This is a genomic window from Floridaenema fluviatile BLCC-F154, assembly GCF_041929135.1.
In the GTDB taxonomy this organism is placed as follows: Bacteria; Cyanobacteriota; Cyanobacteriia; order Cyanobacteriales; family Aerosakkonemataceae; genus Floridanema; species Floridanema fluviatile.
This window is the reverse complement of the sequence record NZ_JBHFNS010000018.1, coordinates 53464-76604: the sequence shown is the minus strand read 5'-3', so window position 1 is coordinate 76604 and position 23141 is coordinate 53464. Positions and strand designations below refer to the sequence as shown.

Annotated in this window: 21 protein-coding genes; 7 read left to right on the top strand and 14 right to left on the bottom strand. The window is 40.5% G+C overall.

The window, feature by feature from the left end; translation table 11 throughout:
• Positions 1–8 precede the first annotated feature (8 nt).
• Both treY and ACE1B6_RS03180 read left to right on the top strand, forming a co-directional pair.
• On the top strand, positions 9–2801 hold the full coding sequence (gene treY, locus ACE1B6_RS03185; RefSeq protein WP_413255784.1) for a malto-oligosyltrehalose synthase: 2793 nt from the start codon (positions 9–11) through the stop codon (positions 2799–2801).
• Between the two features lie 185 nt (positions 2802–2986).
• The gene (locus tag ACE1B6_RS03180; RefSeq protein ID WP_413255783.1) at positions 2987–3661 is read left to right on the top strand and encodes a Uma2 family endonuclease; all 675 of its coding nucleotides are present in this window, start codon (positions 2987–2989) and stop codon (positions 3659–3661) included.
• Between the two features lies 1 nt (position 3662).
• On the opposite strand, the gene ACE1B6_RS03175 is transcribed toward ACE1B6_RS03180, so the two are convergent.
• The 4 genes from ACE1B6_RS03175 to ACE1B6_RS03160 form a co-directional block, all read right to left on the bottom strand.
• Positions 3663–4115 carry a DUF29 domain-containing protein gene (locus ACE1B6_RS03175; protein ID WP_413255782.1) on the bottom strand — a complete coding sequence of 151 codons (453 nt, stop codon included), beginning with the start codon at positions 4113–4115 and terminating at the stop codon, positions 3663–3665.
• A 150-nt stretch (positions 4116–4265) separates the two neighbouring features.
• On the bottom strand, positions 4266–6194 hold the full coding sequence (locus ACE1B6_RS03170) for an alpha-amylase family glycosyl hydrolase (protein ID WP_413255781.1): 1929 nt from the start codon (positions 6192–6194) through the stop codon (positions 4266–4268).
• Between the two features lie 263 nt (positions 6195–6457).
• Complete coding sequence (locus ACE1B6_RS03165; RefSeq protein WP_413255780.1) at positions 6458–8182, bottom strand: ABC transporter ATP-binding protein; 1725 nt, start codon at positions 8180–8182, stop codon at positions 6458–6460.
• Between the two features lie 39 nt (positions 8183–8221).
• Complete coding sequence (locus ACE1B6_RS03160; RefSeq protein ID WP_413255779.1) at positions 8222–9274, bottom strand: YegS/Rv2252/BmrU family lipid kinase; 1053 nt, start codon at positions 9272–9274, stop codon at positions 8222–8224.
• 279 nt (positions 9275–9553) lie between these two features.
• On the opposite strand from ACE1B6_RS03160, the gene ACE1B6_RS03155 reads away from it, so the two are divergent.
• The gene (locus ACE1B6_RS03155) at positions 9554–10327 is read left to right on the top strand and encodes a class II aldolase/adducin family protein (RefSeq protein ID WP_413255778.1); all 774 of its coding nucleotides are present in this window, start codon (positions 9554–9556) and stop codon (positions 10325–10327) included.
• A 29-nt stretch (positions 10328–10356) separates the two neighbouring features.
• Entirely contained in the window at positions 10357–11007 is a 651-nt protein-coding gene (locus tag ACE1B6_RS03150; protein WP_413255777.1) for a hypothetical protein, read from the top strand.
• Positions 11008–11296: 289 nt separating this feature from the next.
• On the opposite strand, the gene ACE1B6_RS03145 is transcribed toward ACE1B6_RS03150, so the two are convergent.
• From ACE1B6_RS03145 to ACE1B6_RS03130, 4 genes are all read right to left on the bottom strand, one after another.
• Positions 11297–11668, bottom strand: coding sequence for a hypothetical protein (locus tag ACE1B6_RS03145; RefSeq protein WP_413255776.1), 372 nt, complete (start codon positions 11666–11668; stop codon positions 11297–11299).
• 57 nt (positions 11669–11725) lie between these two features.
• Complete coding sequence (locus ACE1B6_RS03140) at positions 11726–11992, bottom strand: hypothetical protein (protein WP_413255775.1); 267 nt, start codon at positions 11990–11992, stop codon at positions 11726–11728.
• Positions 11993–12289: 297 nt separating this feature from the next.
• Positions 12290–12505, bottom strand: a complete 216-nt coding sequence (locus tag ACE1B6_RS03135) for a hypothetical protein (RefSeq protein WP_459562964.1) — start codon at positions 12503–12505, stop codon at positions 12290–12292.
• 234 nt (positions 12506–12739) lie between these two features.
• A complete protein-coding gene (locus ACE1B6_RS03130) occupies positions 12740–13354 on the bottom strand; it encodes a hypothetical protein (RefSeq protein WP_413255774.1) in 615 nt (204 codons plus the stop codon).
• Between the two features lie 654 nt (positions 13355–14008).
• Between ACE1B6_RS03130 and rpsD the strand changes: the two genes are divergently transcribed.
• Entirely contained in the window at positions 14009–14617 is a 609-nt protein-coding gene (gene rpsD, locus ACE1B6_RS03125; RefSeq protein ID WP_413255773.1) for a 30S ribosomal protein S4, read from the top strand.
• A gap of 76 nt (positions 14618–14693) precedes the next feature.
• Here rpsD and moaA read toward each other — a convergent pair whose 3' ends face one another.
• The 4 genes from moaA to ACE1B6_RS03105 all read right to left on the bottom strand — a co-directional run bounded on the left by moaA (position 14694) and on the right by ACE1B6_RS03105 (position 18488).
• On the bottom strand, positions 14694–15680 hold the full coding sequence (gene moaA, locus ACE1B6_RS03120; protein WP_413255772.1) for a GTP 3',8-cyclase MoaA: 987 nt from the start codon (positions 15678–15680) through the stop codon (positions 14694–14696).
• A gap of 163 nt (positions 15681–15843) precedes the next feature.
• Positions 15844–16011 carry a type II toxin-antitoxin system RelE/ParE family toxin gene (locus ACE1B6_RS03115; protein WP_413255974.1) on the bottom strand — a complete coding sequence of 56 codons (168 nt, stop codon included), beginning with the start codon at positions 16009–16011 and terminating at the stop codon, positions 15844–15846.
• A 90-nt stretch (positions 16012–16101) separates the two neighbouring features.
• On the bottom strand, positions 16102–17526 hold the full coding sequence (locus ACE1B6_RS03110; protein ID WP_413255771.1) for an MFS transporter: 1425 nt from the start codon (positions 17524–17526) through the stop codon (positions 16102–16104).
• Positions 17527–18152: 626 nt separating this feature from the next.
• The gene (locus ACE1B6_RS03105; RefSeq protein WP_413255770.1) at positions 18153–18488 is read right to left on the bottom strand and encodes an STAS domain-containing protein; all 336 of its coding nucleotides are present in this window, start codon (positions 18486–18488) and stop codon (positions 18153–18155) included.
• A 250-nt stretch (positions 18489–18738) separates the two neighbouring features.
• On the opposite strand from ACE1B6_RS03105, the gene cbiD reads away from it, so the two are divergent.
• Together cbiD and guaA are read left to right on the top strand one after the other, a co-directional pair.
• Positions 18739–19974, top strand: coding sequence for a cobalt-precorrin-5B (C(1))-methyltransferase CbiD (gene cbiD / locus ACE1B6_RS03100; RefSeq protein ID WP_413255769.1), 1236 nt, complete (start codon positions 18739–18741; stop codon positions 19972–19974).
• Between the two features lie 268 nt (positions 19975–20242).
• Positions 20243–21790 (top strand): glutamine-hydrolyzing GMP synthase, encoded by a 1548-nt coding sequence (gene guaA, locus ACE1B6_RS03095; RefSeq protein ID WP_413255973.1) that lies wholly within the window; start codon positions 20243–20245, stop codon positions 21788–21790.
• Positions 21791–21951: 161 nt separating this feature from the next.
• On the opposite strand, the gene ACE1B6_RS03090 is transcribed toward guaA, so the two are convergent.
• A complete protein-coding gene (locus tag ACE1B6_RS03090) occupies positions 21952–22188 on the bottom strand; it encodes a hypothetical protein (RefSeq protein ID WP_413255768.1) in 237 nt (78 codons plus the stop codon).
• Between the two features lie 457 nt (positions 22189–22645).
• Positions 22646–22945, bottom strand: a complete 300-nt coding sequence (locus ACE1B6_RS03085; protein WP_413255767.1) for a P-II family nitrogen regulator — start codon at positions 22943–22945, stop codon at positions 22646–22648.
• Positions 22946–23141 lie beyond the last annotated feature (196 nt).

Genomic DNA, 23141 nt, shown 5'->3' with positions numbered 1-23141 from the left:
AAATTAAAATGAGAATTCCTACCGCAACTTATCGGATTCAATTTCATGGTAAATTTCCCTTTGCCTCTGCCAAAAAAATTGTTAATTATTTGGCAGAATTGGGAATTTCCGATCTCTACGCTTCTCCGATTTTCAAAGCTAGAGTTGGTAGCAGTCACGGTTACGATGTAGTCGATCCTACCCAATTAAATCCCGAATTAGGAACACCAGAAGAATTCGAGGAATTATTAAGCGATCTCCAAAGTCGTGACATAGGATGGTTACAAGATATTGTACCAAACCACATGGCTTATGATAGCCAAAATAGATGGCTGATGGATGTCCTAGAAAATGGCCCAGATTCAGAATTTTTTGACTTTTTTGATATTGAATGGAATCACGCTTACGAAAGCTTTAGAGGTAGAGTTCTTACACCTTTACTCGGCTGTTTTTATGGGGAATGTTTGGAAAATGGCGAAATCAAATTAAAATACGATGAATCAGGATTAAACATTCAATACTATGGCTTAAACTTGCCAATTAGAATTGAATCTTACGCTCGTTTCTTGACCCAAAATCTCGGACAATTGGGGAGAGAATTAGGGAGAAGACACCCAGATTTTGTGAAATTGTTGGGGGTAGTTTATCTGATTAAAAACCTCCCCGCAGAATTCAAAGGAAGGGAAAGATACGACCAACTTGCCTTTGTTAAAGCATTATTGTGGGAACTTTACACCCAAAACGAATCGGTTAAAGAATTCTTCGATCATAATATTGACTTTTTCAATGGAGAACCGGGAAAACCAGATACTTTTAACTTGTTAGATAGCATCCTTTCCGAACAATTCTATCGATTATCTTTCTGGAAAGTGGGCGCAGAAGAAATCAACTATCGGAGATTTTTTACAGTCAATGAGTTGATTTCTGTAAAAGTAGAAGAAATGAAAGTTTTGGGCAGATCTCATTCTTTAATTGAGAGATTTGTCAGAGAAGGGAAATTTACCGGGTTAAGAATCGATCACATCGATGGACTTTATAACCCTAATGATTACCTAGAAAAACTGCGAGAAAAAGTAGGCGATATCTACATCACAGCCGAAAAGATTTTAGAATTAGTTGGGGAAGATTTACCTCATGAGTGGCCTATTCAAGGCACAAGCGGTTATGATTATCTCAACTATGTGAATGGTCTTTTCTGCTGTCGGGATAGTAAACAAGAATTTCAGGAAATTTACTCTGCCTTCACTGGTTCAACTACACCCTATCATGATTTAGTTGCTGATAAAAAGCATTTAATTATTGATAAAAATTTGTTGGGTGATGTGGATAATTTAGCCCAAAAATTGAAACATATTTCTGCCCAAACTAGGGAAGGAAGCGATTTTACTGCTAATGGTTTGAAAAGAGTTTTAACCGAGGTATTGGCATTATTTCCAGTTTATCGGACTTACACTTCTTCGCCTGATGTACGCCCCGAAGATAGTACTTACATCAAAGAAACAATTGAAAAAGCTAAGTGTAATGTACCATTGTTGGTAAAGGAACTTGGCTATTTAGAGAAGTTGCTGTTACGCCAAGATGAAAGTTATTTGAATGAGGAACAAAAAGCCGATCGCTATCACTTTGTTATGAAGTTTCAGCAGCTAACTGGCCCCTTGATGGCAAAAGGTGTAGAAGATACACTTTTTTATAACTATAATCGCTTAATTTCTCTGAATGAAGTAGGCGGAAATCCAGGGAGTTTTGGCGTTACTCCGGTAGAGTTTCATGAGTTTAATCAGCGAAGAATTGCTAATTGGTTACATTCGATGAATGCAACAGGAACTCATGATACTAAACGAGGTGAAGATGTTCGGACGCGAATCAATGTTTTGTCGGAAATAGCATCAGAATGGGAAGAAAATGTCTGGTGTTGGAGTGAAATGAATCATTCCAAGAAAACTGTAATTCATAGTAAACCCGTACCAGATGCAAATGACGAATATTTCCTTTATCAAACGCTGATTGGTGCTTTTCCGTTTGATGAAAAAGAGTTTCCTCAGTTTGTCCAAAGGGTGAAAGATTATGTAATTAAAGCAGTGAGAGAAGCTAAAGTTCATACAGCATGGTTAAGACCTGATAGTGCTTATGAAGAAGGATATCTCAATTTTGTGGATCAGATTTTAGCCGATCCAGAATCTAATGAGTTTCTGGCAAAACTGCGTCCTTTTCAACAAAAAATTGCTGAATACGGTATCTTTAATTCTCTTTCTCAAGTGTTGTTGAAAAACACTTCTCCGGGAGTTCCCGACCTTTATCAAGGTAATGAATTGTGGGATTTAAGTTTGGTAGATCCTGATAATCGTCGTCCGGTAGAATATGAAAGACGAATTGGTTATTTGCAGGAAATCAAACAGCAGATTAAATCAGATGTTTCGCAGTTGATTCAAGAACTATTTGCTACTAAAGAAGATGGCAGAATTAAAATGTTCTTGACTTATCAATTGCTGCAAGCGAGAAAAGAACATTTAGAACTTTTCCAAGATGGTGATTATAAACCGTTAATGGTGAAGGGAAAGTTTAGCGATCGCATCGTCGCCTTCGCCAGAATACATCAAAACAAAGTAGCAATTACCCTAGCAACTCGCTTATTAACCAAAGTAATTCAACCCGGAGAACTACCTTTAGGTAAAGATGTTTGGCAAGATACCCACATTGAATTACCCGAAGGAATTCCAACTAGTTGGAAAGATGCGATTACTTTGCAGGGTTTAAACTGCGATAAAACTCTCTATATTGGCGAAGCATTGCAACATTTTCCCGCAGCATTGTTGATCGGTTGATAAGCGTTTGGGCGATTAAAATCGCACCTACACAAACGAAGTCCGCCTGCGCGGACTGAATTAAAAAATACCTTTTACTGTAGAGACGTTTCATGAAACGTCTCTACATTTTTTCATGAAACGTCTCTACATTTTTAGCAAGCTTCTTTTAAAATAAAATTAGTCAGCGAAAGGAGACAGTAAAAATGGCTGTGACTCAAAAGCTAATTGTTCCGCCTTTGGAAGGTGGCGATCGCCTTTCCCGCAATGAATTTGAACGCAGATATGCCGCATCTCCTCATATTAAAAAAGCTGAACTAATCGAAGGAGTAGTTTATATGGCAGCAGCAGTTCGCGCCAAAAGTCACGGTCAACCACATGGCAGAATTATTACATGGTTGGGTGTTTATGAAGCAGCGACCTCTGGAGTTAGTGTGCTTGATAATACTACTGTTAGATTAGATGAAAATAATGAACCTCAACCTGATGCTTTGCTGCGAATTGAAATAGGCGGAAATTCTCAGGTTACAGATGATGATTATATCGAAGGTGCGCCGGAATTAGTAGCAGAAATTGCTGCTAGTAGTGCGTCTTATGATTTGTATGATAAAAAGCAAGCTTACCAGCGAAATGGAGTAAAAGAATATTTAGTTTGGCAGGTTTTCGAGCAAAAATTAGATTGGTTTCAGTTACAAAATGGTAAATATATATTATTGCAACCTGATGAAAATGCTGTGATAAAAAGTCAGGTATTTCCCGGACTTTGGTTAGCAATCAATGAATTATTATCAGGAAATATGGCAACAGTTTTAACAGTATTACAAGAAGGATTAAACTCACCGGAGTATGCAGAGTTCGCCAATAAGTTTTCGCAACGATAGTTTATTCTGGCAAAAACTCATCATTAATTACTTCTACTAATTCATAAGGACACTGCTGAGGAAATGCTTCTAATGGCAATCTTGTTTCTGCTTTGGCTTGCTTAACTGCTTGAGGATAACACTCAGCAAAAATACTTTCTAAATATGGTTGAAGACTGGGTGATTCGAGGATAGCTTCACGAATTCTTCTTCGATGTTCAATAATGCTACCTTCCCAACTTCCGCTTCTACATTCAGGTTGAAATTGCCATTTGAGTAAGTGAACTAAAACTACAATTAAATTACTTTTTAAACTCCTCCTTTCACTCCTCCCCATGTCTTCAATTTCCTCAATCAAATTTTCCCAGTCTACATTGGTATAGTCTCCAAACCGCAATTTTTTCACAGTGGTTTCTATCCATTGCAGGTAATCTGTTTCGTATAGATTTGGGCGATCGCCTTTTAGAGAAAACATGATACTTTTACAGATAAACTTTTAAAACACAATTATTTACCCATTTTACTAAGATTTTGCACCAATCCAAAAATCCGCCTGCGAATCAATTCGCAGGCTACTTATCTTGTATCTTGTAGGACAGGCATCTTGCCTGTCTATTCCTATTCCCTAAGACTCCCTACCACTAGCCCACATATCACGCCATTTCACAGTACCTTCACTCGCAACTACCCAACGGCGACAAACTAAATTTTCCCGCAAAGGAGATTGACCTTCGCGCAACAAAACATACTTATAACTAATCAATTTGCCAGCACTTTCATCGAAGGGAATTTCGCCAAACCAAGTATTAGTATTGATATATTCCAATGGGTAAGCTTTAGCAATATCCCAATTACCTAATTCGGGACAATCTCCAATTACCACAACTATTTCACCTGGTTGAGTATCTACTCCGTTAAGTTGGGCGCGAACAATTGTTTGTGCTTTCACTCTTTCGCCAACGTGACTAATTACAATTACATCTCGTGTTTCTAAAGGTAAATCGATTAATTTGCCTTCAACAACTTGGAATTTACGACGAGTCACAGCGCAAGTATGTTCACCATCAGGTAAGTCGGTTAACACTTCGGGAACTGTAGTTTCTGCGCCACGATTTAAAGCCACAAAACAAATTGAATCGCGGTATTTTCGCACGTAACAATATACATCAGGCGTGATAAATCTTTGCCATTGTCCACCCATTGAAACCGCCGGATTTAACCGTCGCAAACCAGAAAGTAAGCGAACAAAACGATAAATTTCTGTGTCGGTATCCCAATTATTCATCATCGGGCGATTATAAGGATCGTTACCGCCATTAGTATCATCATGCAAATATTGTTCTGTACCGTAATAAATGCAAGGAATACCGCGACAGGTCATAATTAAAGAAATCGCCACTTTTAACATCTCAGGATCGGGATTGAGACTTTGGAAACGTGGCATATCGTGATTATCAATAAATGTTATTAATTCATTGGCACTTTTGTATCGATAATCTAGGTCAAAAATATTTTCTATTTCATGAAATCCTCCCTCTGCACCTTTGCCTAAAGCTTGGCGAATTGCTACACAAAGTCCAAAGTCAAGAATTGACATTCCTGATTCGTTGGCAAATTCTACCGATCGCTCATCAAAAGGACTACTATAAATCCATTCCCCAAAAATGAAAACATCTGGTCTATGTCTTTGAATATCGGCATTAAATTCTTGCCAAAACCAGATCGGCATGTGTTTTACAGTGTCAACTCGTAAAGCATCTACGCCTCGATCTAACCATTGTTCGATCGCAGATTTAATATAATTTCGATACTCAACATTGTTTTCATTGAAAGTAGCTAAACCGGAAAGTTCGCAGTTTTGCACTTGCCATTCATCTTCCCAATTAGTAACAGGGCCATAATGGTGATACCAGTTATTTTTATCATCGTTAAAGTCAGCAATTTTTACACCGTCGTCGTATAATTCGCCTTTTTTTCCGCTAAAGTCGGGATTGCTATGATTGCAAACAATGTCGAGAATTAACTTCATGTTTCGCTGGTGCATTTCGGTGATTAGGCGATCGAAAACCGTATCTCGACTTTCCTGAGTTTGGTTCAGCGATGGGTTTTCATTCGCACCAATAAACCGCGGATTTAACCGCTTAAAATCTTTCGTCCAATAACCGTGAATTGCTGCTTGTTCGACAAATAAATCTTCCACTTGTTCAAATAAAGGAGTTAACCAAATTGCCGTGACTCCCAAATTTTTTAAATAATCCAGTTTGTCAATTACTCCTTGCAAATCTCCACCCCAATATTTCCCCCAATCTTTCGCTTCTGGGTCGTATAATTCGGGATTTGGCCCTTCGCTATTTTCGGGATCTCCATCAAAAAAACGGTCTACAACTAGAAAATAAATTGTTTCTTGGCGAAACTCAATATCTCGCGTGTAAAGGAACTCTAAATCAATTTCTGTGTCTTGTTTAGGTTCGGTTACTAATTCTTGAACTTTCTCAGCAGCATCGGTTACTTCGTACTGTTGCGAAGTAGATTTGGGGGGAGGAGTGGCAACCATAGTAATGTTTTTAGTTAAGTTTTTGACCAAATTATCTGTTGTAGCAGCCCTATTTGATTGACAAACTCTCGGTTTTTTGGAACCGCAGAGGCGCAGAGTACGCAGAGAGAAGAATGAGTTCTTTATTCAAAGAGGATTGCTATACAATAGACTTTAATCAGTAGAGTCTGCTTTTGTCTATCTATCGATGGGTAGAAGCTAGTAGAAAAAGGCAGAAGTTAAAAATAAACAAAGCTTCTGCAAATAATATTTTAGTTAGTTAACTACTGAAATTGTTGGGCATAAAAACCTGCATAACGTCCACCTTTTTTCAGTAATTCTTCATGAGTTCCTGATTCGATAATTTCTCCATTTTCTAATACTAAAATTCTAGTTGCACGGCGAACAGTGGCTAATCTGTGAGCAATTACAAACACAGTTCGATCGCGCATTATTCGTTCCAAAGCTTCCTGTACCAAAGCTTCTGACTCGGAATCTAAAGCGGAAGTTGCTTCATCCAAAATTAGAATTCTGGGATTATTAAATACGGCGCGTGCGATCGCAATTCTTTGTCTTTGTCCCCCCGATAAATTAACACCTCTTTCCCCGACCCAAGTTTGATAACCTTGCGGTAACTTGATAATAAACTCATGAGCATTAGCAACTTCTGCGGCTTTTTTCACCGCATTCATATCAAATTCACTATGTCCATAAGCAATATTTTCCGCAATAGTTCCTGAAAATAAAACCACATCTTGAGGAACTAATCCGATTTGCCGACGCAAACTTTTTAAAGTTACTTTTTGGATGTCGATCGTATCAATTGAAATCTTCCCTCCTTGCGGATCGTAAAACCTCAACAGCAAATTTACCAAAGTAGTTTTTCCCGCACCCGAAGTTCCCACTAAAGCAATCATTTCCCCCGGTTTAGCCGATAAACTGAGCTTTTGTAAAACTGGTTTATCTGCTAAATAAGCAAAAGAAACATCCCGATATTCCACCTTTCCTAAAGTAGAAAATAACTTAATCGCTTCGGAATTTTCCACAATTGAAGGTTGAACTTTCAGCAAGTCAAAAATTCGCTCAACCGATGCTTCCGTTTGCTTAAATTGGTTGTAATTCGTAGTAGTAAAAGATATCGGATCGATCAGCAATGCCACCGCAGTTACATAACTGACAAAACCAGGGCCAGTTAAATTCCCTTGAGCAATTTGCCAACCCCCCAACAAAAACAGAATCAGTACACTAATTCCCTGTAAAACCCCCACAATAAAAAACTGTAACGCCCGAATTTGTTCTGATTTATATCGAGCAATTCTATGCTGTTCTGCTTCTACAAAAAATCGTTTATTTTCATAATCTTGCGCCGAAAAAGCTTGCACCAAACGAATTCCGCTAAAAACTTCCGTCAGCAAAGCTGATAAATTAGAAATCCTGGTTTGACTGCGACGGGAATAATTCAACATTTTTTCGCCAAACCAAGTAATTAAAATTGCCATCAAAGGCGCTACAATCAAAGCAGCTAAAGTTAACTGCCAATTTAACCAAATCATGTAGCCTAAAACGACGATTAACTGCAAAATACAAGGAATAAATTCATGAAAGAATTTACTAATTACTTCGCCTATTCGATCGATATCTTCAGTTAACCGATAAGACAAATCGCCTGTTTTTGCCGTTTCAAAGAAATCTAAATTTAACTGTTGTAAATGAGCGTAAACTTCTCTGCGTAATTTCAGAGAAATTTTTAATGCAGCTTTCGCCATTAAAGCATTTTGTCCATACTGCACTATTCCCCGAATTAGGAAAATTATCGCACCAATACCTGCAAGTTGGGCGATCGCCTGCAAGTTACCTTGACCAATATATCTCGCGAATTGACCCGCCAAATTCGCCAAAATCGGCCAAAATACGGTAAATGCTAGAGTGCAAACTAATGCCAGAGCGATCGTTTTCCACTCAGGAACAATGTATGGAATCAGTAACCTGTAATTAGAACGCTTTTTCAATCTTTAACTTCCAAAAATACCCTGCTGAAATTTAGGGTATCAGCTTTCTGGACTCTCGCTGTAACTATTAGACAAATTGTTATCTTTCATTGACTCAACAGTTAAATCAGGTAATCCATTCAACTTTTCCACAGGTGCAGCAGCTTGGCTCTCCGGTACCATGATAATTAAACTGTGAGGAATCGCTTCCACAAATACAGGTGTAGTTCCAATCACTTCCCCATCCACAACAACTTTTTGCGGAGGGTCAGTATCAATTGTTGCTTTTTTCACACGGAGGTAGCCGATATCGTTGCGTTCTGTAGGTGTACCAGTAAAAGCAGTTTGTAACAAATGATAAGAAGCTGCGATCGCATTCAGCATAGTTACCGGAGCAAAAATTGTCACATCTAAAAACTCATCATCAGGAACCAAATTAGCCGGCCCCTGAGCCAAAATAGAAGTAGGCGGCGCAACATTAGCCACCGTCACCCCCACCGCCGAAAAACTAATAACTTCCTCATCCCTTTCTAAGCGAGTTTCAAAAGATTTTAAATCTTGCAATTGGTTAATTGCTGACAAAATATAAGCCAAAATTCCCAATCTATTTTTAGAACTTCTGTCAGCTTGAGCAATAGTTTCCGCCTCCAAACCAATCCCCGCCAAAAGTAACATTGGTTTCCCATTACAACGAGCCGTACTAATCACCCTAGTAATTCCTGCTAAAATTACCTCACAAGCACCTTGAATATTAGTAGGAATTCCCAAACTCACAGCAAAAGCATTTGCCGTACCACGAGGAATTACAGCCAGATGCACATTACTACTAATTAAAGCATCAGCCACCGCCGAAACAGTACCATCACCCCCAGAGGCAATAATTAACTTTGCACCCCTTTCCAAAGCTTCACCCGCCAACTGAGCCGCACCTATTTCTTCACTAGTAAAATGAATATCCAACTCTAATTTCGGCTCTAAAATTGACTCAATTAATTCTAAATCTCTTTCCGGGTTTCCTCTGCCAGCAACCGGATTAAAAATTAAGCAAGCCGAAGCATATTTTCGGGTTTCTTGAGCTTTTTCTGTCTCAGGTAAGTTGTTTTTTGACATCATAATTGGTATCAGAAGCTAAAAATATATCTGGCGATAGTTGTCGCTATTTTCCGAAATTGATTAACAATTTGCTGTAGTACAAAAAAAATAATCACTTTCTCTAATTCTAATTCTGACAAATTTTTTAATTGTTAATCAGTTTACCAATATCTACCACATCTCAATCAATAGGTAACTAACTACTATTTCGCCCAATTGGAAAAATAAAAACTACCTCGTTAAACTAAGTACAGAGGTTTCATTAATCCTCTGTACCGTATCCCCAAAAAAAGCAAACTTATGGTTAATGTTAGAGTTCCCAAAGTTGTTCCGCAACCGCCTACATTTACATCAATTGCAGCCGAACGTCTGCACCGCAAACAACGTCTCGCCGCGGCTTTTCGTCTGTTCGCCAAATTTGGTTTTAGTGAAGGTATCGCCGGACACATTACCGCCCGTGACCCGGAAAACCCGAATCATTTTTGGGTCAACCCTTTTGGAATGCACTTTCGGCTAATCCGGGTCAGCGATTTAATTTTAGTCAACCACCAAGGCGAAGTGATTGAAGGAAACAAACCCGTCAACGAAGCCGCTTTTGCCATTCACTCTCAAGTTCACGCCGCCCGTCCTGACGTAGTAGCTGCCGCCCACGCCCATTCCCCCTACGGCAAAGCTTGGTCTAGTTTAGGTCGTCTTCTCGATCCTTTGACTCAGGACGCTTGCTCCTTTTACGGAGATCACGCTTTGTTCGATGACTATACCGGAGTTGTGCTGGAAATTGAGGAGGCGCGACGAATTGCTGGGACATTGGGCGATCGCAAAGCCCTCATCCTCCGCAACCACGGACTTCTCACCGTAGGTCATACTATCGACGAAGCAGCTTGGTGGTTTATCACTATGGAGCGTTCTTGTCAAGTACAACTAATGGCACAAGCAGCTGGCAAACCAATCTCGATCGAACCAAACTACGCCAGCTTAACCGCCAAACAAGTAGGTTCACATCACATGGGTTGGTTTAGTTTTCAACCACTTTACGACCTAATTGTACAAGAACAACCCGACTTACTCGACTAACTTTTCGGCAAATAAACACTAGCGAAACCATGAAACAAGTAGAGACTAGCAAAGGAAAATTTCCCACTGGGGAATCACCATTTCGGGAAACATCAGGCTTACTAGAATTTAAACCCGGTTATGCCACACCAGAATTTTTTGCCCAGTGGTCTTTTCACACCGAAATTTACGGCAACCCCGTAGAAGTAGACCACTTAGTTGTCAGCTTCCCTGACTTTACAAGCTTAGAAAATTATGCCGCAGCTTTAGCTAAATTTCAAGGCAAAATTGTCGAAGGGCCGGGAATTTTTCCCTTAGAATTCTGTCCCCAAAACTATAACCTCACTACCGATTTGTGGATACATTTAGAAACCATATTAATGCCTTCAGGTGGTTTAGTTGTTTTACAAGCACCACACGCAGAAGGCGACTTTACCGATCGCTTTATCCAAGAACGAGGACTAGCAGCCGTCCATCACGTAGCCATTAAAGTTGACAACTTACAAACAGCAGCTTTAAATTGGCAAGAAAAAGACTTTACACCCCTATCTTTAGATCCTGTAATTGGTGATACACTCTCCCAATGGTTCCTAAGAAATTCCCCCGGACAAATCATCGAACTAATTAACCGTAACCCCGAAAATAACGCCACTTTCTTCTGTCAAAATATCGGCGGACTTCGGATATCGGAAACTAAGTAGGGTCGTAGGGGCGGGTTTAGCAGATAACCTTTATCGCCTACAGACAATTTCTCGACAAAACCCGCCCTGACAACTTCTTTGTTGTCTATTGGGTGGGTTTTGTTGTTAATTCTGATTCTCCTAACAAACAACCATCTGATGCTCTCCCGACAAATTTTCAGGGCGGGTTTTGTTGTTAATTCTTCTGTTATGACTACCAACTTTTCTGCTAAACCCGCCCCTACAAATTCAAAAAAAACAGTAGGACAAAAAGCCCTACCGCCACCCAAAGGAGAAACTTTATTAGTATTTAAAAACCTGCAAATTCTCTTACTTCCAACCCAGAAAGTTGTTGGGCAATCATTAACCTTGCTTCTAGTTTGGCAACGCTGAACTGATTTCTCAGATATTCTAAATGAGCAACAGCATTAGTTTTTTCTGTTGCTAATTTGGCGGAGAGTTCCTGAGCTTTTTGGTATTCTTGATTAACTTGCAGTAATGCAAATCTCCGTGCTTTCCGTTGCGTATCATTTTTCAGGTTAGCATCATTTCCAACTATCAGATCTGCTTTGCATTCAAAAGCAGAAATTACTTGACGCAATGCAGACAACTCATAATCTAATTCTGCGATCGCTTGGGCAGTTCTAGCGATCGCCACCGGATAATCACTCAGCTTGAGCATTAAAACTTATCCTCAGAAACAGTAGCCAGCAAACATTAAATCAACTACAACAACTGACTAAGCAACCAATTCCTGCGGTTGAGAATGAGCCGCAATTTCCGGCAAACTAAGAGTTAATTGCTCAGATTGTGGCAATCCAGCTTTATCCAAAACTTCAACTTCAATCTGCACAGAAACTAAATAAGAACCTGGTTTTCCTCCTACCGCTTCTGCAATCAACTTCGCGAAATCTGGGCGCTTAGCTGTTAACGGATCTCGCAAAGTACAACGATCCCACTCTTGCTTTGCGTGAGGATTAAGATTGAGAATATAGTGCTTATTCATCAGCAAAAACCCGCATCCATGCTCTACAACATTTTTCACTAGCCAATTCCTCAAAAAGGTTGGCTTAATCACTCAACTCGATCCCATTATAGTACAGGTGTACTATTTTGTCTAGTCAAAATCTTTTAAACATTAAAAAAGCCTGTCTCAGTTACTAGTTAGACAGGCGGAGAGAGATTGTATATATTTAGTTTGTCATAGGATTAGTGGATTAGGAAGTAGGTATTTATATATTTAATATAGGTAAAATTAATTATCATCAATTTAGAGCTTTAGAAAGGCTGAAAACCAAGCAAATCAATAAGAAAGGCTAGAGATTTCATCTACAATCACTAACTTTCCTTTGTGTATGCCATAAATAATTCGATTCACAGCCATTCTTTGTTCCTCATCCAAAGATTCATCCAACACAGCTGCCATTAATCCATAGCGATCGGCTAAAGTAAGTTGTCCAGAATTACTAACTTGAGCGTATAACTCAGAAATAGCATTGGGTAGAAGTTGAACCTGCATGATTAAAACTTGAATTCGATACTTATAATATCGTTGAAATTAATCAGATTCAAAGTGATGCAAACGAGCAATTAAATGTGATTAATAAAAAGCATATATTGTGAGACAAAACATTTTTTTACTGTGAGCAAAATTAGCTAAAACTGTGATACATATCACTTACTTTTTGTGTCAATAAAAAGCCGTCCCCAAGATAGAGACGGAAAATCAAAAAATCAAAAATTGCGATTAAAACTAAGGATTTGGCAATGGCGGAACTGTGGTGGGATCGGATGGTGTGAGTAAGGGAGTGGTTGGTGCGGGAACAATCAAGGGTGGCTGCGGGGGTGCTTCCTGCAAAGGATAAGCTCCCGGTGGGTAGAAATCTTGAGGGCGATCGCTACCATCAATACAATTTGCCATCACCGGAGCCACTGCCGCATTTAACGATCGAACTAAACCGACAACACACTCACCAAAACGGTTTGGTAACAAACTCCGACGACAATTATCTAAAATTGCGCCAGGAGAACCCCCAGTAGTATTCAAACTAATATTAGCCACACAATTGCCTAACTCACGGGGTCGTCGGACTTGTCTACAGCTACTAAGTGCAGCCTCTGGAGAAATGTCCGTTTGTCTGTAAATAGTTAAAACACAAGTAGTTAACTCTCGCGGATAAAGTGAGCCAGAACAAGCTTCTGAAATCACCGCGTCAGGAATACCCGCACGCGCCAACTCTTCTCCACAAGTCCTAAAGTCATAATCAAAAGCGTTCGATTCCACAGCCAAAGATTTGCTGGGAATCGCAACCGTTAACAACAACAGGGTAGCCCAAGAAGGGGCAAAAGAACGAAACAGCATTCTCATGCTAGTTCTACTCAAAAATAAGGGCACTTGGAATCATAAGAACTATAGTTACTGCTACACAAAACTTGGCTAAACTTACTTAAGTATCACCATTCAACTAGAAATGGATAATTTCTAGAGGGTCTGCTTCCTGCTTCTTCCAAGGTAGACGGCTACTTCTTGTCCACAGGCGTAAATTCGGGTGTAGCCCACCCTACTCCTTTGTATTCTAAAAATGCTGAAGCTTTTAGCCATTGTTCATCCGCTATTTTCCACCTATTTAACGAATCGTGGATTTCCGTTCGACCTTTTTACAGGCTGGCTAGTTTTGAATCGACTGTGGTTTACAAACCAGTAAGTTTTTAGCCTTGGTTTTCGGCATTTCTCACACATTACCAAGAGACTACAGATGTTGTCAATCCGGGAAATCTTCCTCAACTTAGATCGGTTTGATGAGGCATGAGCAATAATTTGGCTATTTAGTCAAGCTCTCGAACAAATTGACAATCTTTTTTCCCCTCTGTGCAAAGAAACTCAAATCTACAGAAACTAGATCTCCCTTTTGTTTCTAAACTAAGGTAAAATTTATGATTGCCCAGCTAAACAAATTGGTAATTTAACTATATACTAGAAATTCTGGGTAAAATTTGATCTGGATATTAGAGAGGAAGCGAGATGTCGCGATACAGAGGCCCACGCCTCAGAGTGGTTCGTCGCCTGGGAGATCTTCCCGGCTTAACTCGTAAGTCAGCGAGAAAAACTAACCCTCCAGGGCAACATGGTGCAAACCGGAAGAAACGTTCTGAGTATGCAATTCGTTTAGAAGAAAAACAAAAACTGCGCTTTAACTACGGGGTGTCAGAACGGCAACTCCTGCGTTATGTGCGGAAAGCTCGTCGCGCCACAGGTTCTACCGGACAAGTGTTGCTGCAATTACTAGAAATGCGTTTAGACAACACTGTTTTCCGTTTGGGTTTGGCTCCTACCATCCCAGCGGCTCGCCAAATGGTAAATCATGGTCACATTACAGTTAATGGTCGCAAAGTTACCATTGCTAGCTACCAATGCAAACCGGGCGAAGTAATTAGCGTCAGAGATCGGGATCATTCTCGCAAGTTGGCAGAAGCAAACCTGCAATATCCTGGTTTGGCTAACTTACCCAGCCATTTAGAATTCGATAAAACTAAGATGGTTGGCAAAGTTAACGGTGTAGTTGAGCGAGAATGGGTGGCGCTTCAAATTAACGAACTACTGGTGGTTGAGTACTACTCACGCCAAGCTTAAGGATTTTAGATTTAGGATTTTAGATTTTGGATTGCAGTTAAAATCGAAAATCTAAAATCTGAAATCTAAAATTCTCTTATCCGCCAATTTGTGACATAGTGCGCCTGTAAAGCCCTGTGTTTCCAGAGTTACGTTCTTTAAAGTTAATTTCTGGTTTAATTGTGAGTAATTCTCGGACTCGCTCTCTTAGTTCAGCAGGGTTGACACCATTGCGGAGGGCGGTTTTTAAGTCAATTTGTCCGGTTTCGTTCAATAGACAAGGGCGCAACCAACCGTCAGCAGAAAGCCGCATTCGGTTACACCGATCGCAAAAACACTCCGACATCTGACTGATAAATCCTAACGTTCCCTTGGCTCCGGGAATTTTAAATACATCAGCAGGCCCATTACCACGAACTTGCGATTCTGTCAAGCCCCAGCGCGATCGAATTTGTTGGCGCAACTCTTCGGAAGCTACCCAACCGCGATCGCCAAATAAATCCGAATTCCCGATCGGCATAAACTCAATAAATCGGACGTGCCATTCCCGGTCGATCGACAAAGCAGCTAAATCTAAAACCTCGCGATCGTTTACCCCTGGAATCACCACCACATTAAGTTTCAAGGGATTAAAACCAACCTGGTAAGCAGCTTGAATCCCTAACCAAACTTGTTCCCAGCGAGAACGTCCGCGATTACCACTAATCAGATCGAAAGTTTTTGGATCGAGAGAATCCAAACTAATATTAATTCGTCGCAAACCAGCGTTGTAAAGGTCTTGCGCCAGCGGTGCGAGTAAAAAAGCGTTAGTAGTCATTGAGAGATCTTGAGTTTGGGGAAGAGATGCGATCGCCCCCACCAACTCCACCACCCTTGGACGCAACAAAGGTTCACCCCCAGTCAACCGAAAACGAGTAAAACCTACAGGGATGAACACTTCCTCAATCAGCGTCAGCAGTTCCTCGTAGCTAAGTAGGGCTTGCTGCAAAATATAATCCAGTTCCGCACCCTCCGGCATACAGTACTGACAACGGAAGTTGCAGCGATCGATTAAACTAATCCGCAAATAATCAACTTGGTTCATTCGCCTGTGGAATTTCCAATAAGACTCATAGATCTAGTGTAAGAAGGTAGAAAGCAGAAAAGAAAAAATTTGGATCGTAATCACACTATGTACCCTTCATGTACTGGAACAATCATGGTTCAATTTTTCTTACGATCGCCCACATAAAATAAAATTTTGTCTATCAAGGTTCTCCTTTATATTGAATCCGAAGCTCTTTCATATTATTGAAACAAGACCCTTCGAGAGTATCAACTCGCGGTCTTCCAAGTGTTGGGCCAAATTCCGCCAATACACCTAGTACAGCAAATGTCTCATCTTGAAATCCTTGTTCTTGTTGATAAAACCAAATTCTAAAATTTGGATCAAAGATAATATTTCATTGCATAACTCCACTATATTGTATATATTGAATTGCTTTTTATAAAAAGGCGATCGCAGTCTAACCAACTACTTTCGACTGCATCCGCCAACCTTGCAACATAGCTCTTAAAGAGTAACTGCGTTGTTCCCAAACTAGCACCAAGGGAAGTAAAGCTAATAAACGTAATCCGCTAGTTAGAACGAATATTCCCGGTAAACCGCCTAAAACTGGTTGTTCAGCTAGAAAACCGCCCACTGTTGCCCCGAAAGCGCCACAGATTCCGGCGACAGCGGAAGCGATCGCAAAAAAAGTAGCTTGATTGTGGCGAGGTGCTACACTCATTTGAATGTTGTTGCTGCACAGATCGATCGCCGCCCAAACACCCCCACTCAACAAATGTAACAAGGGAAATCCCAGCCAAAGACAAAGCGGATGATAGCCAGTTCCCAACCAAAGCAAAGGCATTAACGCCACGACAATCCCCACCAAAATTAACAGAGGACGATTGCCAATTTTATCGGCTAGCTTTCCCCAGAAAACTAACATCAATAAATTCGCACCTGCTGACAAACTGCTATACACCGTTACCCAAGTCACATTGATATCTAAATTATCCAACAAGTAAAGATTAAAAAAGGGATTGCCGACATTAACCGCAAAAGCCCAGAAACCGAAATAAAGTAAGAATCTAAAAAAATTATGGGAAATTAAAAACCGCAGAGTGGTAATTAAAGATTGTCGATCGTTCTCTTCTAAAACTTGATTTGTCGTGGTTAGTTCAGCTTTTGGGTTGACATCAGTCATGAAAAACTGACAGCACAAACTAACTAAGCCAGCGATCACACCAAAAAACAGCAATAAGCTATAACCTTGGAGCATTCCCCCAGGCCAAGCTGATATGATTAAACTGATTAACGGCACACCGATTAGTGTCACCAAACTAGCGGCACTATTGCGAATGCCAAAATATCTGCCTCGGAGTTTTTCGGGAACTAACTTCGCCATCCAACTGAACCAAGAAGCAGTTCCAAATGCTGCTAAAAAATTACTGGCAAAAACGATCGCCAGTGTCAGTTGAACTAAATTGTAATTATTACTGCCGAGTTTGGGAAAGGCAATGGCGATCGCTAAAATTAACCAGAGCGATCGAGCAATCCCATACACCCAGAAACCGTACCAGTAGCGACTAGTAAGGAATCCAGAAATATAAGCTCCTACAGGTTGCAGTAAATTCACTACCATTGGAACTGAAGACAACATCCCGATTTGTGTGGGAGTAGCGCCCAATTGTAGCAGCAGATTACTCAACAAAACTCCAGTAGTAATACTGGAAAAGATCGCAGCAAAAATACCATCGCAGGTAGATGCTTTTAAACTTGTCCGAATTTCTTCTTTGGTAAACTTAGCCGGAGTTGTTGATACCAGTACCGATTCCGGTACAATCAAACTCTCTGTAATAACTTCGCTCTCTACCGGGCTTGATAAATTGGAATAGGCAACCACTTATTTCCTCACGCTTGTTAAATAAAATCCTGTAGAATTGGCTCTCAGGTTGGTAATAAATGAACAATAAACATCAAGCTGCTTACTAAACAGCACGCTACAGGAATAGGTATTCTTTAATCTTGCGAGACAAAAGTCCAATCTTCAGATAGTTGTCTGTCACCCGTTGGTTAAAAAGTTAACAAAAAAAAGATGAGCAGGGACAAGTGTTTAGGAAATGAGGCATCAACCAATACTTTGGTAAAAGCATATTTAACCAAATAGTTTTCTAATTCAAAGTATGCCCTTTTGACTTTAACTTATTAACAATCTCCAGCCATTTTTTTTGTTGCTCCTTCTCTGCATAACCTTAAAGATGAGCTATCGATCGAAAACTATATTAACCACTTTTACCAGATTAAGCAAACTACAATAACTCTGATTCTAGAAGGTTAGACAAAGTATTAACAAAGGAAAAAAGCTGAAGTATTAAGTAATACTAAATTTCTGCTTATCAGTCTAAAGCAGAACATTCTGTTCCCTGTACCCAAATAAACAATCAGCCTCACCTACTTAAAAGTAGATGAGGCTGATTGTAACTACTTAATAAAAGCTCAAGCTCGATCGTTATTATGGAGAGAAAAGCTTTAGACGCACTGACGATGGTACGCAGTTTCAACTGCTGCTTGTGTCGCTACATCCATGAATCGCAAAGAGAGGGTTTTACCTAAAGCAGAAGCTTGTTCTAAACCTGCAATTAAGCTAGAAATTCCCTCAGCTTCTACAGTATCTACCCATAAAAGATCTACAACCACAGTATCAGTGGTTAGCTGTAAAGCTTGTTCGAGAGCTTTGGTAAACGTCGGACTACTCAGACTATCAAGACAACCATTAGGTCTGAGTACAACAGTACGGGGGCGTTTTTCTTCTACGCTGTTGTCTAAGTGAGAGAAATTGGGGATCAAGTCCATGAGAGGTTGCATGGGAATCTCCAGTGAGTGCAGAGAAAGAATCAAAGGTAAAATTTATGCCTCGTTTAAAAACAACTTATTATCCCTTCTTACTATATAGCCTGAACTAAAATAACTGTTATGGGTTGCTTATCAATCACAATTAACCTGTGTTTTAAATCACAATGATTGAATTTAGGGACAATTTATAAATTGTCCATTGTCTTACAAATGTATATAATTAAGAGTCTAAATATTTTTATAATCAAGTACTAATTGATAAATGACTAAAGAGAAACCCCGTGCTGGCTATACTTTACCAGTGTTTGCTGCTGCTAGTTCGATCGCAGCTTTGCAATGGTTAAAACAACGTCAACCGATCGCATCAGTCAAGGTAAATTTAGTTAATCCAGCCGAATCTGTAGAAATTGCGATCGAACAAGTCAGCGGCATTAGTGAAAATACAGCCTTAGCCATTACCCGCAGCGACCCTGGAGATAACCTGGACATGACCAGAAATACACCTGTTTGGGCGCTGGTGGAGTTGAGCACAGGAGTAGGGAAGCAAGAAAACTCCTTAATTCAAAACTCAGTTCCTAACTCAAAACTCACTGGCGAGTTTCCAGCAACCCAGATTACTTTGAAGGGTGGGGAAGGAATTGGCAGAATAATTGAGGCTGAGGGAAAGGCGGCGATTTATGCTTATGCAAGGCAGCTTTTACAGGTGAATTTGACGCAGTTGCTTACACCAGAGGAGAAAATTACAGTTACGATTATTTTGCCAGAAGGAAGACAATTAGCCGATCGCACTTCCAACGCCGCTTTCGGAGTCGTCGAAGGACTCTCCCTACTAGGCACCAGCGGCATCTCTCACCCCCTAAGTGCCTCCAGTCAACTAGACCTTTCTTTAGAAGAACTCCGAGAAAAAATTAAAAAACTGAATAACTCCTCCCTGCCCCCCTGCCCCTCTGCCCCTCTGCCCCCTTGCCCCCCTGCCCTCGTCTTCTGCATTGGGGAAAATGGTTTACACTTTGCAACTAAGCTTGGCGTTTCACCAGAAAGATTAGTTAAGACAGCTAACTGGTTAGGGCCAATGTTGGTAGAAGCGGGAGCACAGGGAGTTAGGGAAATTTTGCTGTTTGGTTATCACGGTAAACTGATCAAGTTGGCAGGAGGAATTTTTCACACCCATCATTATTTGGCAGATGGGAGACAAGAAATTTTTACGGCTCATTGTGCCAAACTAGGTTTACCAACTTCAGAACTGCAAAGGGTTTTTGCTGAGTTAACGGCTGATGCAGCTTTGAATTATCTTCGGGATTGCGATCGCGAAAATGGCAGCAATTGGGTAGAACAGGTTTATCAGTCTCTGGCTCAAGCTATTGACGATCGCACCCAAACTTACATCTATAATCAGATTCAACAACAAGTGAGTGTTGGCTCAGTTTTGTTCGATCGTCAACGGCAAATTATCGTTAAAAGTAAAATTGGGACTAAACAACTCAATCAGCTATGTTAAATTGGTAAGAATATCTCTAAGATATTAGGTAAGATGTAATTTTTTGACATCAAGCTTGTAAAATCTATATACATTTTTAGGAATTTTTAACAAAGGTAAAAGAAGACAAACTTTCAGCTTTGTACCAAGGGAAGGAGGAAAGTTAAATACAAACCTTTTCCCTTTAACCTTTTCCCATCTCAACACTCTATCTTTTTGGATTTATTCAGTGACAGTACAGACATCTCAACCGCTTGCTACCGAATCTTTGGCTGAACTGAACCGCCAAATGATCGTAATTTTGGACTTTGGCTCTCAGTATTCCGAATTAATTGCACGTCGGATTCGTGAAACTCAAGTTTATTCCGAAGTTCTTTCCTATCGCACCAGCGTCGAACAACTCAAACAACTCAACCCCAAAGGGATCATTCTTTCCGGTGGCCCTAATTCAGTTTATGACCCAGGCGCACCTCATTGCGATCCCGGAATTTGGCAGTTAGGCATTCCAATTTTGGGAGTTTGCTACGGAATGCAGTTAATGGTGCAACAACTCGGTGGCGAAGTGAAACGCGCCGAAAGAGGTGAGTACGGCAAAGCATCACTAATTATTGACGATCCCACGGATTTGTTGACCAATGTCGAAGATGGTTCGACAATGTGGATGAGTCACGGAGATTCTTGCACAAGTTTGCCAGAAGGTTTTGAAATTTTGGCACACACGGCGAATACTCCTTGCGCTGCGATCGCCAATCACGAAAAACATCTCTACGGTGTACAATTCCACCCAGAAGTAGTTCACTCAGTTTGCGGTTTAGCTTTAATCCGTAACTTTGTTTATCACATTTGCGACTGCGAACCAACCTGGACAACTGCCGCTTTCGTAGAACAATCTGTGCGGGAAATTAGGGCGAAAGTTGGCGATAAACGAGTATTATTGGCGCTTTCTGGCGGTGTAGATTCTTCTACATTAGCTTTCTTGCTACACAGAGCGATCGAGGATCAGCTAACTTGTATGTTTATCGATCAAGGGTTCATGCGGAAATATGAGCCGGAAAGGTTGGTAAAATTGTTTCACGAACAATTCCACATTCCGGTAGAGTATGTTAACGCACGCGATCGCTTTTTACAAGCAATTGCCGGAGTTACCGATCCTGAAGAAAAACGCCGTCGCATCGGGCACGAATTTATTAGAGTATTTGAGGAAGAATCAAGAAAATTGGGTCCGTTTGATTACCTCGCCCAAGGTACACTTTATCCTGACGTAATCGAATCTGCTGATACTAACGTCGATCCCAAAACTGGGGAACGGGTAGCAGTGAAAATTAAGAGTCACCACAACGTCGGCGGTTTACCGAAAGATTTACGATTTAAGTTAATTGAACCATTGCGGAAACTGTTTAAAGACGAAGTGCGGAAAGTGGGAAGATCGATCGGTCTACCAGAAGAAATCGTCAACAGACATCCTTTCCCAGGTCCCGGACTAGCTATTCGCATTTTAGGCGAAGTTACTGACGAAAGGTTAGATATTCTCCGCGATGCAGATTTAATCGTCCGTCAAGAAATCAACCGTCACGAAATGTACGGCGAGTTATGGCAAGCTTTCGCCGTCCTCCTACCCATCCGTAGTGTCGGCGTAATGGGCGATCAACGGACTTATGCTTATCCGATCGTCCTCCGTTTCGTGAAAAGCGAAGATGGCATGACCGCAGACTGGGCAAGAGTACCTTACGATTTATTAGAACTAATTTCTAATCGGATTGTCAACGAAGTCTCTGGAGTTAACCGCGTAGTTTACGACATTACTTCTAAACCACCTGGGACGATCGAATGGGAATAAGCTAGCAGAGGGGCAGAGGAGCAGAGGGGCAGAGGGGCAGAGGGGCAGGGTAGAAAAATTCACCTTGTCCCCAGTACCCAGTACCCAGTACCCAGTACCCAGTCCCCAGTCCCCAGTCCCCAGTACCCAGTCCCCAGTCCCCAGTACCCAGTCCCCAGTCCCTAATACTCCCACTCCAGTTCCCCTGCACTAATTTTGCTGTAAATCATTGTGCGGCATAACTCCAGTTCTTCTGGGGTAATTTTGCCATCTGCCCACATCATGCCTTTAATTCTTTCGCACTCTGCTTTACTAACTCTGCCATTGGCAATTACTTGTTCGATCGCTTTTTTCAGTTTTTCTAAGTCTTGCAATTCTTCAGCAGTGGGTAGTTTCGAGTTTGGTCGTTCTATTTTCATAAGTAACACCTCCTGTAAATCAATACCAAGTAGCCTTCACAAGGGTTGTAACCGAATAAACAGAGGAGGAGATTTCATACCCAGATAATTATTTTTTGTCCACAACTGCTATTAGTATTTACCTTAAGAGTATCGCTTATAATTATAGTCATCAGTTTCACAATATACAAAATGTAGCCAAAGTTTGATAATTTACAAATAAACTTTAACTATTATTAGGATATTTGAAATAATGGTAAGTTTTGTATAAAAGCCTGCTACCATAAGCTGATAAATCTGGAGATACTTTAGCAATTAGTAATCAGTAAGAGAAGGTGATTTTTCGAGCAAGAAAAGTCAAATTTTTACTTAATAGCTAGGAGAAAGTATTTAGTAAAAATAGCTAAATCAAAAAATAAGATGTAGAGACATTTTATGAAATGTCTCTACGGTCTGCTGAATAAAAGTACAGCTATTTTTAATCAAACAAACCATCTACAGATTGCCGGAAAGCGATTAAAGCGTGGTTAGCCTGAAGTGGCCCCAAATCTAACAGTAATTGGTCTGATGTGGTTGCGGCAACGATAGTTTTGATCTCAATATTGGTGTTATACCCAGCCATATCACCCATTCGTCTGCCATGACTGCCTGAGCCTTGTGCTGGAATAATTGTGTAGCCCGAAACACCCAATTTTGTGAGCAGATGTATTAGCTGATCTTGCAATACAGCTTCACCAATAATAGTAACAAGAACACCGGAACTTAAGGAAAAAGACATACAAACTCCAACGTTATATTTAAAGTATTCAAAGAAACGGAATGGCTTAATAAGCTGTTTTGAATTTAAATTTGATGATTTGGGAACAGAAAAAATTGCTCTCACCCTTTCCCCTGCTCCCCGGCAACCTCAATAAGTAATTAAATGGTTGATAGCCTATTACCTATCATGTCTTTTGGGGTCTTTCTTTTGTTTC

Bases quoted from the DNA above. Each gene is read 5' to 3' on its own strand.
- ACE1B6_RS03170 (WP_413255781.1), bottom strand. From the start codon at position 6,194: ATGGTTGCCACTCCTCCCCCCAAATCTACTTCGCAACAGTACGAAGTA.
- ACE1B6_RS03145 (WP_413255776.1), bottom strand. From the start codon at position 11,668: ATGCTCAAGCTGAGTGATTATCCGGTGGCGATCGCTAGAACTGCCCAA.
- ACE1B6_RS03130 (WP_413255774.1), bottom strand. From the start codon at position 13,354: ATGAGAATGCTGTTTCGTTCTTTTGCCCCTTCTTGGGCTACCCTGTTG.
- ACE1B6_RS03135 (WP_459562964.1), bottom strand. From the start codon at position 12,505: ATGCAGGTTCAACTTCTACCCAATGCTATTTCTGAGTTATACGCTCAA.
- ACE1B6_RS03175 (WP_413255782.1), bottom strand. From the start codon at position 4,115: ATGTTTTCTCTAAAAGGCGATCGCCCAAATCTATACGAAACAGATTAC.
- moaA (WP_413255772.1), bottom strand. From the start codon at position 15,680: ATGAACCAAGTTGATTATTTGCGGATTAGTTTAATCGATCGCTGCAAC.
- cbiD (WP_413255769.1), top strand. From the start codon at position 18,739: ATGACTAAAGAGAAACCCCGTGCTGGCTATACTTTACCAGTGTTTGCT.
- ACE1B6_RS03105 (WP_413255770.1), bottom strand. From the start codon at position 18,488: ATGCAACCTCTCATGGACTTGATCCCCAATTTCTCTCACTTAGACAAC.
- ACE1B6_RS03155 (WP_413255778.1), top strand. From the start codon at position 9,554: ATGGTTAATGTTAGAGTTCCCAAAGTTGTTCCGCAACCGCCTACATTT.
- ACE1B6_RS03150 (WP_413255777.1), top strand. From the start codon at position 10,357: ATGAAACAAGTAGAGACTAGCAAAGGAAAATTTCCCACTGGGGAATCA.
- ACE1B6_RS03160 (WP_413255779.1), bottom strand. From the start codon at position 9,274: ATGATGTCAAAAAACAACTTACCTGAGACAGAAAAAGCTCAAGAAACC.
- treY (WP_413255784.1), top strand. From the start codon at position 9: ATGAGAATTCCTACCGCAACTTATCGGATTCAATTTCATGGTAAATTT.
- ACE1B6_RS03180 (WP_413255783.1), top strand. From the start codon at position 2,987: ATGGCTGTGACTCAAAAGCTAATTGTTCCGCCTTTGGAAGGTGGCGAT.
- ACE1B6_RS03090 (WP_413255768.1), bottom strand. From the start codon at position 22,188: ATGAAAATAGAACGACCAAACTCGAAACTACCCACTGCTGAAGAATTG.
- ACE1B6_RS03085 (WP_413255767.1), bottom strand. From the start codon at position 22,945: ATGTCTTTTTCCTTAAGTTCCGGTGTTCTTGTTACTATTATTGGTGAA.
- guaA (WP_413255973.1), top strand. From the start codon at position 20,243: ATGATCGTAATTTTGGACTTTGGCTCTCAGTATTCCGAATTAATTGCA.
- ACE1B6_RS03140 (WP_413255775.1), bottom strand. From the start codon at position 11,992: ATGAATAAGCACTATATTCTCAATCTTAATCCTCACGCAAAGCAAGAG.
- rpsD (WP_413255773.1), top strand. From the start codon at position 14,009: ATGTCGCGATACAGAGGCCCACGCCTCAGAGTGGTTCGTCGCCTGGGA.